General features: G+C 71.1%; 10 protein-coding genes, 1 pseudogene and 1 riboswitch. Of the genes and pseudogenes, 5 read left to right on the top strand and 6 right to left on the bottom strand.

Features of this window, described 5'->3' with window-relative positions; genetic code table 11:
• Nucleotides 1–5: 5 nt before the first annotated feature.
• The 3 genes and pseudogenes from AAEX60_RS00990 to AAEX60_RS00980 all read left to right on the top strand — a co-directional run bounded on the left by AAEX60_RS00990 (nt 6) and on the right by AAEX60_RS00980 (nt 2,978).
• Complete coding sequence (locus AAEX60_RS00990) at nt 6–2,249, top strand: VWA domain-containing protein (RefSeq protein ID WP_342100440.1); 2,244 nt, start codon at nt 6–8, stop codon at nt 2,247–2,249.
• Nucleotides 2,250–2,391: 142 nt separating this feature from the next.
• Nucleotides 2,392–2,682, top strand: a pseudogene (locus AAEX60_RS00985) (type II toxin-antitoxin system RelE/ParE family toxin); the annotation flags it as partial.
• Nucleotides 2,679–2,978, top strand: coding sequence for an addiction module antidote protein (locus AAEX60_RS00980; RefSeq protein ID WP_342100438.1), 300 nt, complete (start codon nt 2,679–2,681; stop codon nt 2,976–2,978). The pseudogene AAEX60_RS00985 and the gene AAEX60_RS00980, both read left to right, overlap by 4 nt.
• A 13-nt stretch (nt 2,979–2,991) precedes the next feature.
• Here the strand turns inward: AAEX60_RS00980 and AAEX60_RS00975 are convergent, their stop codons facing one another.
• Genes AAEX60_RS00975 through cobN form a run of 3 tightly spaced genes read right to left on the bottom strand, consistent with a single transcriptional unit; the run spans nt 2,992 to nt 8,146 of the window.
• Nucleotides 2,992–3,741, bottom strand: a complete 750-nt coding sequence (locus AAEX60_RS00975; RefSeq protein ID WP_342100435.1) for a cobalt-precorrin-6A reductase — start codon at nt 3,739–3,741, stop codon at nt 2,992–2,994.
• Nucleotides 3,738–4,511 (bottom strand): precorrin-6A synthase (deacetylating), encoded by a 774-nt coding sequence (gene cobF, locus AAEX60_RS00970; RefSeq protein ID WP_342100433.1) that lies wholly within the window; start codon nt 4,509–4,511, stop codon nt 3,738–3,740. The genes AAEX60_RS00975 and cobF overlap by 4 nt, the downstream gene beginning before the upstream one ends.
• Nucleotides 4,508–8,146 (bottom strand): cobaltochelatase subunit CobN, encoded by a 3,639-nt coding sequence (gene cobN / locus AAEX60_RS00965; protein WP_446721221.1) that lies wholly within the window; start codon nt 8,144–8,146, stop codon nt 4,508–4,510. Before cobN ends, cobF begins: the two co-directional genes overlap by 4 nt.
• Nucleotides 8,147–8,150: 4 nt before the next feature.
• Nucleotides 8,151–8,274: riboswitch (cobalamin riboswitch) on the bottom strand.
• Nucleotides 8,275–8,349: 75 nt separating this feature from the next.
• Here cobN and AAEX60_RS00960 point away from each other — a divergent pair.
• Nucleotides 8,350–9,240 (top strand): mechanosensitive ion channel family protein, encoded by an 891-nt coding sequence (locus AAEX60_RS00960; RefSeq protein WP_342100429.1) that lies wholly within the window; start codon nt 8,350–8,352, stop codon nt 9,238–9,240.
• A 164-nt stretch (nt 9,241–9,404) separates the two neighbouring features.
• Nucleotides 9,405–10,301, top strand: a complete 897-nt coding sequence (locus AAEX60_RS00955) for an EamA family transporter (protein ID WP_342100427.1) — start codon at nt 9,405–9,407, stop codon at nt 10,299–10,301.
• 27 nt (nt 10,302–10,328) lie between these two features.
• Here the strand turns inward: AAEX60_RS00955 and AAEX60_RS00950 are convergent, their stop codons facing one another.
• From AAEX60_RS00950 to AAEX60_RS00940, 3 genes are read right to left on the bottom strand one after another with little or no spacing between them, the layout of a single operon-like run.
• Nucleotides 10,329–11,327 carry a hypothetical protein gene (locus AAEX60_RS00950; protein WP_342100425.1) on the bottom strand — a complete coding sequence of 333 codons (999 nt, stop codon included), beginning with the start codon at nt 11,325–11,327 and terminating at the stop codon, nt 10,329–10,331.
• Between the two features lie 25 nt (nt 11,328–11,352).
• Complete coding sequence (locus tag AAEX60_RS00945) at nt 11,353–12,993, bottom strand: serine/threonine-protein kinase (protein ID WP_342100424.1); 1,641 nt, start codon at nt 12,991–12,993, stop codon at nt 11,353–11,355.
• 44 nt (nt 12,994–13,037) lie between these two features.
• Nucleotides 13,038–14,819, bottom strand: coding sequence for a serine/threonine-protein kinase (locus AAEX60_RS00940; RefSeq protein WP_342100423.1), 1,782 nt, complete (start codon nt 14,817–14,819; stop codon nt 13,038–13,040).
• Nucleotides 14,820–14,839: the final 20 nt, after the last annotated feature.

Raw genomic sequence — 14,839 nt, 5'->3', positions numbered from 1 at the left:
CTCGAATGCCCTTGTCACAGAAGTCTCAGTCACCCCAGAAGGCGCCCACGGCGCTGACGCACCAGCACTTCCCCTTCTCCGCCATCGTCGGCTGTGAGTCCGACGACCTGGACGCCATGGGTCTGGCCCTGGTGCTGACCACCATCCAGCCGCAGATCGGCGGCGTGCTGGTCCGCGGCGAGAAGGGCACGGCGAAGTCCACCGCCGTGCGCGCGCTGGCCGCCGTGCTGCCGCCGATCGACGTCTTCCAGGGCGATCGCTTCTCCATCGACCCGGCCGATCCGCGCGCCACCTCGCCCGACGGCCCCTTCGACATCGAGTCGGTCACCAGCCGGGCGGTGCGGCTGGTGGAACTGCCCGTCGGCGCCACCGAAGACCGGGTGCTGGGCTCCATCCACCTGGAAAGCGCCTTGTCACACGGCAATGTGGAGTTCGAGCCGGGGCTCTTGGCCAAGGCGCATCGCGGGATCCTCTACGTCGACGAGGTGAACCTGCTGCACGACCACCTGGTGGATCTGCTGCTGGATGCCGCCGCCATGGGCCGGGCGACGGTGGAACGCGACGGCGTCTCCATCGAGCACGCGGCGCGCTTCGTGCTGATCGGCACCATGAACCCGGAGGAGGGCGAGCTGCGCCCCCAGCTGCTGGACCGCTTCGGCCTGACCGTCGAGGTGGCCGCCCCGCGGGACTGGCAACTTCGCGCCGAGGTGGTGCGCCGTCGGATGGCCTACGACGCTGACCCGGCCGGTTTCCAGGCCCGCTACCAGGCGGCCGATGAGACCCTGAGCCAGCGGATCGCCCGCGCCACGGAGCTGCTGCCCAGTGTCCGGCTGGGTGATGCGGCGCTGTTGAAGATCGCGGAGATCTGCGCCGCCTTCGAGGTGGACGGCCTGCGTGCCGACATCGTCACCGCCCGCACCGCCATCACCCACGCTGCCTGGCAGGGCCGCACCGCCGTGACCAAGGCCGACATCCGCCAGGCCGCCCTGCTGGCGCTGCCACACCGGCGTCGACGCAATCCCTTCGACGCCCCCGGTCTGGACGAGGACCTGCTGGACCAGCTCTTGGGCGACGACGAACTTCCGCCCGAGCCGGAGGAGCAGCAGCCCGACCCAGGCCAAGGCCCCGACGATGCCCCGGAGGATGATCGCGACCCAAAAGGCGGTGAGGGTGACGACGGTGAGCTGACCCCGCCGGAGCCGCCCAGCCCGCAGGACGGTGGTGCCGACTTCACGGACCCCGAGCCTGTCGAGGGGCAAGAGGAGGACCTGCCGCTGCCCCCGCCGCCCCTTCCCCCGGACGCGGCCTCGGACGGGGCGCAGACCGTGGTGAGGGCCGCCACGCCGTCGCCCCGGCCGCGTACGCTGACCGTGCGCGGGGTGGGAGATGGTGCTGCGGGCAAGCGCAGCCGGGCCATCACCAGTAGTGGGCGACGGGTTGGCGCCCGTCGCCCGAATGGCGACTCGACCGGATCGCTGCACCTGGTGGAGACCCTGCGCGCCGCCGCCGGGGAACAGCCCCGTCGCCGGGACGCGGCTGCCCCAGCCAACCCAACCACGATGGCCGAGCCTGCCGAGACCCCCCGATCAGCTCGGGGAACGGGGAGGGAAGGCACTCGCCTGGATCTGCGCGCCGAGGACATCCGGCTGGCCGTCCGCGAGGGACGCGAGGCCAATCTGGTGCTCTTCTGCGTCGACGCGTCGGGGTCGATGGCCGCGCGCAAGCGAATGGTGCAGGTCAAGACCGCGATCCTCAGCCTGCTGCTGGACGCCTATCGCCGCCGGGACAAGGTGGGGCTGATCAGCTTCCGCGGCGCCGGGGCGGAGCTGGTGCTGCCACCCACCAATTCGGTGGACATCGCGGCGGCCCGGCTCGACGAGGTTCCGGCCGGCGGCCGCACTCCCCTGGCGGAGGGGCTGTTGGAGGCCGCCCGGGTGCTGAGTCGCGAACAACTGCGCGACCCTCACCTGAGGCCCCTGCTGGTGGTGGTCACCGACGGTCGCGCCACGGCCGGCCCCGATGCCGTCGCCCGGTCCATCCAGGCCGCAGATTTCGTTGCCGGGCTGGGAATCTCGACGGTGGTGATCGACGGCGAACAGGGCCCGCTGCGGATGGGCCTGGCGCACAAGCTTGCCACCCACCTGCAGGCCGAGCACCTGCCCGTCGCCGACGTCACCGCCGACGCGCTGACCAGCACGGTCCGCCAGCGCACCATCCCTGGCCCGCCGGAGACGCCGGCCGCGGGATGAGCCTCCACGACTGACCGCCAATATGGTGTTGACGCATGGATCAGCTTGGGCTGCACGAAATGCTGACACGGGACTGGCCCTGGTGACCAACACTTGACCTCGCGGTTTGTGAACTACAGTTGACACATGGTCCAGGTCAGCGACCTTCGACCGATGGCTGCGCAAGCTGAAGGATCGGCGGGCAATCGCCCGAGTGCAGGTCCGCATCGAGCGACTGGTCACTGGCAATCCCGGAGACACCAAACCTGTGGGGCATGGCGTGTCCGAGCTGCGCATCGACTACGGCCCGGGGTACCGGGTCTACTTCTTGCAGGGGGCCGATCGCTTGGTCTTGCTCCTCACTGGAGGCGACAAGTCCAGTCAGCAGTCCGACATCCAGACGGCACATGAACTGGCCGCCGCCTGGCGAGCCCAGAAGGACAAACAATCATGAACACCGCCGAAGAATTCACCCCTTATGACACCGCCGACTACCTGACCAACCTGGAGGATGTCACGGCCTACCTCGAGGCAGTCATCGAGGAGGGCGAGGATGATCCTCGGTTGATCACCCAGGCACTTGGCGCGGTGGCGCGCTCCCGGAACCTCAGCGAGATCGCCCGCACAGCCGGGATCAGCCGGGAAGGTCTCTACAAGGCCCTCTCTGCCGACGGCAATCCCAGCTTTGCCACCGTGGTCAAGGTGGCTCAAGCACTGGGTCTTCGGGTTCGATTCCAGCCAGCAGCCTGATCCACGCGTCGGCTCAGCGCTGACGCAGCACCCAGGCCGCCGCTTCGTCGACGTCGCTGACCGTCTCAACCCCGTCGGCGGGGTGCGGGCGTTCCACCACCACGCAAGGGATTCCCAGCTCCCTGGCGACATCCATCTTGGGGCGGGTGAAGTGGCCGCCGGAGTTCTTGGTGACCAGCACGTCTGTGCCGTGCTCGCGCATGATGGCCAGATCGCCGTCGAAGGTGTAGGGGCCGCGGCTGGTGATGATCCGCCAGGCGTCGGGGGCGACGAGGTCCGGCGCCTGCACCATCCGGGCCAGCACCGCGCACCCGCCCAGCGCGGGCAGGTAACGGGCCAGCTCATTGCGCCCGACGGTGACGAAGGGGCGTTTGCCCAGGTCAGCGGCCAGTTCCGCGGCCTGTTCATGCGTCGCCGCCAGATGCCAGCCGTCCTCGACGGGCCAGGCCGGGCGCTCCAGCCGCAGCAGTGGAATCCGCCGGCCATCCGGCAGCGGGGTCGCGCAGGCCGCCGCTGCATTGGCGCTCATCCCCTGCGCAAAGGGGTGCGTCGCGTCCACCACGACGTCGATCTCGGCCAGCGCGGCGCGCAGGCCGTCGACGCCGCCGAAGCCGCCGATCCGCACCTGGCCGACGGGCAGCCGCGGCTTGGGCACGGCCCCGGCCAGGGAGGAGAGCACCGAGACGTCGGGCTGCTCGGCCAGGACTTTCGCCAGCTCCCGCCCCTCGGTGGTGCCACCCAGGATCAGTACCCGGAGCGTCACCTGGGGCCCCGGAGCAAGCAGAGGTCCATCACCCAACCAGCCTCGTCGAAGGCCTCCTGGCGGGCGGCCAGCAGCTCGTCGAGCACCTCCCCCAACCGGCCGCTGACCAGGCGTTCCCCCGTCGCGCCCAGGTTCGCACCCCACCAGATCTGCCAGTCCCCCAGGCCGTCCAGCGGGGGCTTGGTCCAGTCCACCTCGCCCAGCATCGCCACCACATTGCGCTGTCCCGACGCGATCGCGTCGGGGAGCTTGCGCACCGCGGTGATGTGCACCGGGTCCCCGACGGCGTGCAGGCTCATCCGGTGCTTCGCGGCCAGCAGCTGCGGCGCGCTCACCCCGGGCAGCACATCCCACTCGGCGCCGGTGCGCTCACTGATCGCGGAGACGATCCGCACGGTCGAGTCGTAGAAGGCCGGGTCGCCCCAGGCCAGGAAGCCGATGGTTCCGCCGTCGCGCAGCCCGGGAGCGCGTTCCAGCAGCACCGCCTCCAGGGCATCCAGCCGCGCCTTGTGCCAGTCCGCGACGGCCTTCTTGTAGTCGTCGGGATTGCGATCCCGCTCCGGATCGGGGATGGCGACGAGTTCCTTGCCGTACGCGTCGGCCACCCGCTGGCGGACGGCCAGCAGCTCGTCGACGCCATTGCCCACCCGCGCGCCGGTGGTGCGGCCCTTGTCATAGGCCACCAGGTAGTCGGCCTCGCGCATGGCCTGCGCCACCTCCGCGGTGACATGCTGCGGGCCCATGCCGATGCCCAGAATGCGGATCTTCACTGCTGCTCCTCCAAGTCTCCCTCGACGTCAAGGTAGACCTGCTGCATCTGCTGCAGCAGCTCGGGGTCCGGCTGCTCCCACAGGCCACGGTCGGCGGCCTCGTGCAGCCGCTCGACGATCCCGCGCAGCGCCCACGGATTGGAGGTGCGCAGGAAGTCCTGGTTGGTCTGGTCCAGCACGTACTCCCTGGCCAGCCGGTCATACATCCAGTCCGGCACCACCCCGGCCGTCGCATCGAAACCGAACAGGTAGTCCACCGTCGCCGCCAGCTCGAAGGCGCCCTTGTAGCCGTGTCGCTGCATCGCGGAGATCCAGCGCGGGTTGACGACCCGGGCGCGGAAGACGCGGGCGGTCTCCTCCGCCAGGCTGCGGGTGCGGATCCGGTCCGGGCTGGTGGAGTCGCCGACGTAGGCCTTCGGCTCGGCACCGGTCAGGGCGCGCACCGTGGCCAGCATGCCGCCGTGGTACTGGTAGAAGTCGTCGGAGTCCAGGATGTCGCTCTCCACGTTGTCGACATTCTTGGCCGCCACCTTGATCCGACGGTAGTTGGTGCGCATGTCCTCGCTGGCCGGGACGCCGTCCAGGCCGCGGCCGTAGGCATAGCCGCCCCAGGCCGTGTAGACCTCCGCCAGGTCCTCGTCGCTGCGCCAGTTGCCGCTCTCCACCACCTGCAGGATGCCGGCGCCATAGCTGCCCGGCTTGGAGCCGAAGATGCGGGTGCGGCTACGGCGTTCGTCGCCGTGCTCGGCCAGGTCCGCGGCGCTGTGGGCGCGCACATGGTTCTGGTCGTCGGGCTCCTCGAGACCTGCGACAAGCTGCACCGCGTCGTCCAACATCGCGACGACGTGCGGGAAGGCGTCGCGGAAGAAGCCGGAAATGCGCACCGTGACGTCGATCCGCGGCCGACCCAGTTCCTCCAGCGGGATCACCTGCAGGCTGTTGACGCGCCGCGAGGCCTCGTCCCATTCCGGCCTGACTCCCAGCAGGGCAAGGACCTCCGCGATGTCGTCGCCGCTGGTGCGCATGGCCGACGTCCCCCAGACGCTCAGCCCCACGGAGCTTGGGTAATCGCCGGTCTCGTCCAGGTAGCGCTTGAGCAGCGAGTCGGCCATCGCCTGACCCGTCTCCCAGGCCAGCCGCGACGGGATGGCCCTGGGGTCGACGGTGTAGTAGTTGCGGCCGGTGGGCAGCACGTTGACCAGGCCGCGCAGCGGCGAGCCCGACGGTCCGGCGTTGATGAAGCCGCCCGCCAGGGCGTGGATGACGGCGGTCAGCTCGTCGGTGGTGCGGGCCAGGCGGGGAACCACCTGCTCGGCGGCAAAGCGCAGCACCCGGGCGACCTCCGCAGCATCCACGCTGGCCGGGCTCGTCGAGGCCACCCGGTCCGCGGCCTCCGGGATCCAGCCGGCCTCCTCCATGGCCTGCACCAACTCCCGCGCGACGCCCTCCACCTCGTCGGTGCGCACGGCATCCGCGTCGTCGGCCAGCCCCAGCGCGCGACGCAGCCCGGGGACCGCGGCGGTGGCGCCACCCCAGACCTGGCTGGCGCGCAGGATGGCCAGCACGAGGTTCACCCGGGCCTCACCGGCCGGAGCGCTGCCCAGGGTGTGCAGGCCGTCGCGGATCTGGGCGTCCTTGATCTCGCACAGCCAGCCGTCGACGTGCAGCAGGAAGTGGTCGAACTCCTCGTCCTCCGGACGCTCCTCCAGGCCCAGGTCACGGTGCATCTCCGCGGCCCGCATCAGGCTCCAGATCTCGCCGCGGATGGCGGGCAGCTTGGCCGGGTCCATCGCCGCGATGTTGGCGTGCTCGTCCAGCAGCTGCTCCAACCGGGCGATGTCGCCGTAGCTCTCGGCGCGCGCCATCGGCGGCACCAGGTGGTCGACGATCACCGCGTGCGCCCGCCGCTTGGCCTGCGCCCCCTCCCCGGGATCGTTGACCAGGAAGGGATAGATCAGCGGCAGCGAACCGATCGCGGCATCCGGCCCGCAGGCGGCGGACAGCGCCGCATTCTTGCCCGGCAGCCACTCCATCGAGCCGTGCTTGCCCAGGTGGACCACCGCGTCGGCGCCGAAACCGTGCTCGATCCAGCGGTAGGCGCCGATGTAGTGGTGGCTGGGCGCCATGTCCGGGTCGTGGTAGATCGCGACGGGATTCTCCCCGAAGCCGCGGGGCGGCTGGATCATCAGCACCACATTGCCGGCCTGCAGGGTGGCCAGCACCAGTTCGCCGTCGTCGTTGACGAAGAGCTGACCGGGGCCCTCACCCCAGGCCTCGGTCATCTGCTCACGCAGAACCGAGGGGAGGTCCGCGGTCCACTCGCGGTACTGCTCGGGGGTGATCCGGACGTGCGCATCGGTGAGCTGGGCGCTGGTCAGCCACTCCTCATCCTGTCCACCGGCCGCGATCAGGGCGTGGATCAGGGCGTCGCCGGCGACGGTGTCGTCATCACCGTCGATGATCCGGGTGACCTCGTTCTCCCCACCCAGGTCATAACCCTCGTCACGCAGCCGGCGCAGCAGCCGCACCGCGGAGACGGGGGTGTCCAGGCCCACCGCATTGCCGATCCGGGCGTGCTTGGTGGGGTAGGCGGACAGCATCAGCGCGATCTTCTTGTCCTTGTTGGGAAGGTGTCTCAACCGGGCGTGGTGGGTGGCGAGCCGGGCAAGGCGGGTGCAGCGCTCCGGGTCGGCGACGTAGTGGGGCAGCCCCTCGTCGTCGAACTCCTTGAAGCTGAACGGCCCGGCGATGATCCGCCCGTCGAACTCCGGGATGGCGATCTGGGTGGCGGCATCCAGCGGACTGACGCCGTCATCGCTGGCCTGCCAGTCCGCCCGGGAGCTGGTCAGGCAGAGGCCCTGGATGACGGGGATGTCCAGGGCGGCCATCCGCTCCACGTCCCAGGCCTCGTCATCCCCACCTGCGCCGGCGGTTGCCGGAGTGCTGCCGCCGGCCGCCAGGACCGTGACCACCAGGGCATCCAACTCACCCAGGGCTTCATAGAGCGCGTCGGGGGCCGAGCGCAGCGAGCCGGCAAAGATCGGCAGCCCGACGGCCTGCCCGGTGGCGTCGACGGCGTCGGCCAGGGCGTGCGCAAAGGCGGTGTTCCCGCTGGCCTCGTGGGCGCGGTAGTAGAGGATGCCCACCTTGGCGAGGTCCCCGGCACCCGCCACCGGCTCGCGACGGGCCCAACCCCAGGACGGGATTTCCTGCGGGGCTTCGAATCCCTCGCCGGTGAGCAGCACCGTGTCCCCCAGGAAGGCGTGCAGCTGGGCCAGGTTCTCGGGGCCGCCCTCGGCGAGGTAGCGGTGTGCCTCGGCCGCGACACCCATCGGCACGGTCGAGAGTTCCATCAGCTCGGCGTTGGGCTGTTGCTCGCCGCCGAGCACGACGGTGGGAATCCCGGTGGCGGCGATCCGGCGGAAACCCTCGCACAGGTCCTGCGGCCCACCCAGGATGCGCGCCAGGACCAGGTCACACCCTTCGATCAGTTCGGCCATCGACTGGTGGCCGGAGCGGGCCGGATTAGCGAGCACGTACTCGGCGCCGCTGGCGCGGGCGGAGAGCAGGTCGGTGTCGGACGTGGACAGCAACGCGATGCGCACTTTTCCTCCTGGGTGGGGTTCTCGCCCCATCGTCGTTCAGGTCATGCCCGCGGTGAGTGTCTGGCTTGGTGCCCATCAAGCAATGACAAGCACATTCACAGTGGCGGAACCGCCCCGGACTCACACCGGGTTCCTGCGCCGCGAGCGGGGTCAGTCTAGCCAGCCGTCGGGTACCGGCCGCCAGCCCTTGCCGTGCGGCGCCAGCCGCCCGGCCGACCCGACACAATGGAGCCATGCTGTTGCAGAGTCTCGTCTTCGTCTGGCCGGACACGGCCGTCGCCATCGCAGTGATCATCGCGCTGGCGGTGATCGGCCGGTGGCTGGTGCAGGTGGCCATCCGACGGATGGTCAAGCTGTCCACGGATCGCGCCAAGCAGCACCTGGACAAGCTGGGCCGCCCCGGCCAGATCCTGGCGGCCGCCACCGGGATGGAATCGCAGCGGCAGAGCCAGCGCGCCGCCACCATGGGCTCGATCCTGGGCAGCGCCGCCACCTTCCTGATCGTCACCGTGGCGGTACTGACCATCCTGAGCCACATCGGGATCAACCTAGCGCCGGTGCTCGCCTCGGCCGGCGTCGGCGGCGTCGCCCTGGCCTTCGGCGCGCAGAGCCTGGTGAAGGACGTGATCAGCGGCATCTTCCTGATCCTGGAAGACCAGTTCGGCGTCGGCGACGTGATCACCGTGAACGAGATCACCGGCACGGTGGAGCACGTCGGGCTGCGAGTCACCAGCGTCCGCGACGCCAACGGGATGCTCTGGTACCTGCGCAATGGCGAGATCACCACGCTGGGCAATGTGTCCCAGGGCTGGAGCATCGCGACGATCGACCTGCCGATCAATCCGACGGAGGATCCGGCCCGCGCCGTCGAAGTGCTGGAGCGGGTCTGCACCACTTTCGCCGCCGACGAGCAGTACGCGGCCGACCTGATCGACCCGCCCGAGGTGCTCGGCGTCGAGACCATCACCGGCCAGGCGATGACCCTGCGGATCAGCGCGAAGTGCCTTGCCAACCAGCAGTGGGGGGTGCAACGGGAGCTCCGGGAGCAGGCCAAACGAGCCCTGGACGCGGCCGGGATCCGGGGCGCGATCTCCGGCTGGGGATCCGGCTCCACCGCCCCCTGAATTTCTTGGACGCCTGACCTATTTTCCCAGTAGAGCAGATGCCGTTGCGCACTGCCATAGTGGCAGTGGACCCCGATATCCGCTCTATCGGGATAACTGGGCTGTTGACCAAGATTCGACGGACAGGAAGCGGCCCCCAGTAGCCCCTGTGAGATGGTGACCGGGTGACCTCCCAGACCGCCCGTGCCATGCCCGGCGCCATCTGGATGGTGCTGGGCGCCATCGCCTCGGTGCAGCTGGGCGCGGCGGTGGCCAAGAACCTGTTCGGGGTGGTGCCGCCGGTGACCATGGCCTGGTTGCGGCTCGCGGCCGCCGCGGTGGCGCTGCTGGTGCTGGGCGCGCTCGCCCGGGCCCGACGCCCTTCGGCAGGCTCAGGAGCCGTGGCAGGAACAGGCGCAGGGAACGCGGCCGCCCCCGCCCGCTCCTGGCGCGACGGGCTGGCCTATGCCGTTTGCCTGGTGGGGATGAATGTCAGCATCTACGAGGCCTTCGCCCGGCTCCCACTGGGGCTGGCGGTCACGCTGGAGTTCCTTGGCCCGTTGGGATTGTCGGTGCTGGGCAGCCGTCGGGCCCGCGACGTGTTGTGGGCCCTGCTGGCCCTAGCCGGGGTGGCGCTGCTGGGTTTCACCCCCACCGGAATGGACCCCGTGGGCGTCTTCTTCGCCCTGTTGGCCGGGGCGCTGTGGGCCGGCTACATCGCCACCGCCGCCCGGGCCGGCCGCACCTGGGCCAGCAGGGACGCCCTCACCCTGGCCTGCGGCCTGGGTGCCGTCGCGCTGGCAGTTCCGGCCATCGCGCAGGGCGGCGCCCAGATCTGGCGGCCCGACGTGCTGCTGGCGGGCGCCGGGGTGGGCCTGCTCAGCTCCGTGATCCCGTACTCGCTGGAAATGGTGGCGCTGAAGTCCATCCCACCACGGGTCTTTGGCATCCTGATGAGCCTGGAGCCGGCGGCCGCGGCCCTGGCCGCCCTGATCCTGCTGGGCGAGAAGCTCAGCCCCACCGATCTGCTGGCGATGGGCTGCGTGATCGTCGCCTCGATCGGCGCCACCCGCTCCGCCTGAACCAGGCTCGGCGAGGAGCAGCAGTGGTCAGCAGTTCCCGCCGGCCGGCAGCTCCGCCCGGTGCTCCCGCACCCAGCCGGCGATGGCGTCCAGGTCTCGCACCCCGGCCTCGAAGCCAGCGGGGGAATCCACCATCACCGCCACGCCCAGCTGACCGCCATCCACCGGCAGCACCGCCAGCTGGCGCACCAGGTAGCCAGCACCCGACGACGGGCCCCAACCACCCTTGATCGCGGCGCCCTCCAGCCGGTGCAGCCCCCAGGCCTGGCCCGCATCCACCTGCCGCATCAGGCCCAGCACCTGGCTGGCGCCGTCCTGGCAGGGCAGCTGCGCCGCGAACCGGGCCTGGTCTCCCAGCGCCCACGGGGTCTGCCCGAAGGCGCTGTACGGCGGCCGCACGGCAGCCGGCTGGGTGCGGGTCACCGGATCCCCGCCGGCCCGCAGCACCCGGTCAACCGCGGCGGCGGCTTTCTTGCCTGCCCCCAGCTGGTGCCAGAGCTGATCCGCCGCCTCATTGTCCGACGCGGTGATCGCCCGACGGACCAGGGCCTGGGTGTCGGGCCCCGGGGAGGACAGCGCGGCGATCGACAGCGGCACCTTGGCGGTGGACCAGGCCGGGCCGGTATCCGACTTGCCCCAGTGCACGGCCTCTCCCCGGCCACCCACGGGCACCACGGCAATCCCCGCCGGTCCGCTGAGCGACGCCTGCAGCTTCCCGAAGGAGGCCGCCAGTGCCGAGGCATCCGCCGGCCCGACGCTGGCGGGGGCCCGCGTGACCGAAGCGGCGGAGGACGGCGCCGTCGAGCCGCTGGTGGGGACCGGCACCGGGGTGGGGCGGGGTCCGGTGGCCGAGGCAGTGCTCGGCGCTGCGGTGCTCGGCGCTGTGGTCACCACCACCGGGGCATCACTGTCCTGCTGCGGCGGCGAGGGTGGGGTCTGGGCACAACCCACCAGCACCGCCAGGCCTAGAGCCGAAAGACCCGGGGCCAGCAGCTGGCGGGCCCCCACCCGAGCATCGCCATCCATCCGTCGCAGCCGATTCATCGACGGGTCACCAGATCAGGACCACGGCGCCATTGCCTCCGGTGCATCGCACCAGGTCACCGGTGGGTTCGCAGGTCATGTCGTAGTACTTGCCGGTGGTGGCGCTGTAGGAGTTCAGGGTCAGCCGCTGACCGTTGCCATTGCTGTTGGTGTAGTCCTGCAGCACCTGCCGGACGAAGGGGCAACTGGTCACCGAATTGCCGGCCGCGGCACTGGCCCAGGGCGTCGCACTGCTGGACGTGACGCAGGTGGTGGACCCCGACGGCAGTTGGATCACCCGCTGGCTGGTGGCCGACGGCACCGGCGTGGCGGCCGTGCTGGGGGCCGCCGACGGGGCCGCCGACGGGGCTGTCGTGGCGGGCTGGGCAGTCGACTGCGCGGCCGAGGCACCGCCCCCACCGGACTTCTGCGTGGAACCGCCGGAGCCCGGAAAACCCAGGACCCGCACGGCTCCAAAGCCGAGCAGCGCCAGCACCAGCACCGCTGCCAACCACAGGGGCCAGCCTGGCCGCTTGTTCGCTGGCGGGGCCGGCGGCACCGGACTGCCGGCCGGCATCGGGCCCCACTGGGCGGCGGCCATCCCCGGAGCGACGGGTGAACTCGGCGGCGGGCTGGAGAACTGCCCGGCGGGCGGCTGACTCGTGACCGGCATCGCGCCCGGTGGAATCGCGCCCGGTGGAATGGAACCGGGCGGCATCGAACCCGGTGGAATCGAACCGGGCGAGGCAAGCACCGTGTCGCTCCGGGGCGGAGTCGCCCCCATGAACGTGGTTCCCTGCCGCACCGTCGGCACCCCGGGTGGCGGGGCGGTCAGCGCGGCCGCCGGCGGGTAGCGGTCCAGACCAGCTGTGATCCGCTCCAGGGCGGTGGCCAGCTGCATCGCGCTGGCGGGCCGGGCGGCGGGGTCCTTGCGCAGCAACCACGCGAGGATCGCCCACAACTCGTCGGGAATCCCGGCGGGACGGCCAGGCTCCAGGCTGGCGTGGGCCCGCATCACCGCCAGCGGGCTGCCCTGGAAGGGCGGAACCCCGCAACACAGCTCGTAGAGCAGCGCCCCCAAGGAATACAGGTCGGTCTGCGGGGTGGGCAGCGCACCATCGGCCAGCTCCGGCGCCATGTAGTCCGGGGTTCCCACCACGGCCGTGGCCCGCTGGGGCGAGGCGTCGTTGATCCGGGAGATCCCGAAGTCGGTGAGTTTGGGTTGCCAGTTCCCGGGAACCCCGGCCAGCAGCACATTCTCCGGCTTGACGTCGCGGTGCACGACGCCGTGGTTGTGCAGGTCCTGCAGGCCGTGGGCCAGACCGGCGCCCAGCTGGCTGACCTGGTTGGGGGCCAGGGTGCCCGCAGTGGCCAGCTGCGTGCGCAGATCGGCTCCCGGCACGTACTCCATCACGATGCCCATGGCATCGCCCTCCACCACCAGGTCCCGCACCTGCACGATGTTGGCCGACACGATCCCGGTCAGCACCTGGCGTTCGGCGACGAAACGCTGCACCATGGCCGGATCCCGTGACCACTGGGGCAGCAGCAGCTTCACCGCCACCGGCTGGTCCTGCGCATCCAGCCCGCGCCACACCTCACCCATCGCCCCGCTGCCGATCCGCTCGACCAGCCGATAGTTGCTGCCGAACTGCCGTGGCTCACTCATGGTCATTCCTCGTCGTCAGCAATCGTGGGGTCAGCATCACTGCCTCACCCGACGCGACGCGGGTAACACTTGTCGCCCGTCTCACGTCCCATCTGGGGGCACATCGCGGTCGCTTCGCCCCGGCTGTCAAAGGGCAGCACCGCCAGGGCCCAGTAGCCGCTGCGCAGACCCGGGGTGTCGGTGCTGTCCAGAACATGGACCGTCGCCCCGGAGGTGGACAGCGAGGCGGCCTTCGCGCTCGCGTCGGCATAGGAGTACTTGCCCTGCTCCAGCGACTCCAGCACCAGCACCCACTTCCCCACCGGGGCCTCCGCCAGCCCCTCCTGCGGTGCCTGCTGGGTGGTGGTCTGCTGCACGGTGACGGTCTGCGCCGGCTGCACCACCTGGGTGACCTGCACCGTCTGGGTCTGGGTGGGTGCCGACGTGCTGGCCGGCTGGTCGGGTGAGGTGGCGGTGGGCGCCGAGCTGGTGGGAACCGGGGCGGGCACCGCGGCCGGCTGGTTGCGGTCCGACGAGACGTACCAGACCCCGCCGGCCACCAGGGCCAGCAACGGCAGCAGGGCCAGGGCCACCAGGCCACCAGTGCGACGTCGCGGCGCGGGCGCGGGGCTGGCTCCGGGGCCAGAACCCACCCACCCGACGCCGGAGCTGCCCGGCCCCGGCGGGAAGCCGGTCTGGTAGCCGGCCTGGTTGGGGAAGCCGGTCTGGTAGCCGGCCTGGGGCCCAAACGGCAGGGGCGTCGGCTGGGCCAGGGGCGCGCCCGTTGCCACCGGGGCACCGGAGCCCAGGGGCACACCGGAGCTGGCCGGATTCCACCCGGGCGGGGTCAGCACGGTGTCGGTGTGCGGCGTCGGCCCCACCACCGGCGGGGCCCCGGCTGCGACCGCGGCCGTCGCGCCCAGCCCTGCGGCGGCGGCCGCGGCCGGCAACACCGTGGTTCCGGTGTGCTGCACCGCAACGGCGACGGGTGGCTCCGTCAGCGCGGGCGCCGCGGGTAGCTCGGCCAGGTCGGTGACCAGCGGGGCCAGCAGGCCCACCACCTCGGCGTCGCTGCCCGGACGGGCGGCCGGGTCCTTCGCCAGCAGCCGGGCAATGATCTCCCACAGTTCGTCCGGAATCCCGTCGGGACGCCCCGGAAGCAGGGTGGCATGGGCCTGCAGCACGCCCAGCGCCGGACGCCCCTGGAAGGGGGTCACCCCGCAGCACAGCTCGTAGAGCAACACCCCCAGGGCGTAGAGGTCGCTGCGGGCGGTCGGCAACGACCCGTCGGCCAGTTCGGGCGCCATGTAGTAGGGCGTGCCCACCACCATCGTCGCGGTCTGGGCCGCGCCGGTGGGGCTCAGCCGGGAGATCCCGAAATCGGTCAGCTTGGGCACCGACGCCAGCCCGGCGCCACCGGCCAGCAGCACATTCTCCGGCTTCACGTCCCGGTGGAAGACCTGCCGACGGTGGATCGCGCCCAGCCCCTGCGCCACCGCCTGTCCGACGTGGGCCACCAGGGCCGGGGCCAGGGTCCGCTGGGTGTGCAGGACCTCCCGCAGATCCGGCCCGGGCACGTACTCCATCACGATCCCCAGGCTCTTGCCCTCGGCCACTAGGTCAAAGACCTGCACCACATTGCGGTGCTTCACCCCGGTGAGCACCGAGCGTTCCCCGACGAAGCGCTGCACCATCGCCGGATCATTGGCCAGGTGCGGCAGCAGCAGCTTCACCGCTACCGGCTGGTCCGCCGCATCCAACCCGCGCCACACCTCGCCCATGGCCCCCTGGCCGATCCGCTCCACCAGGCGATAGTTGCTGCCGAGGTGGCGGTATTCCTGCGTCATGAGTGTTCTCCTGCGGTTCG

Source organism: Luteococcus sp. H101, from assembly GCF_038433155.1.
Lineage (GTDB): Bacteria > Actinomycetota > Actinomycetes > Propionibacteriales > Propionibacteriaceae > Luteococcus.
This window is presented reverse-complemented; position numbering and strand designations above follow the sequence as displayed.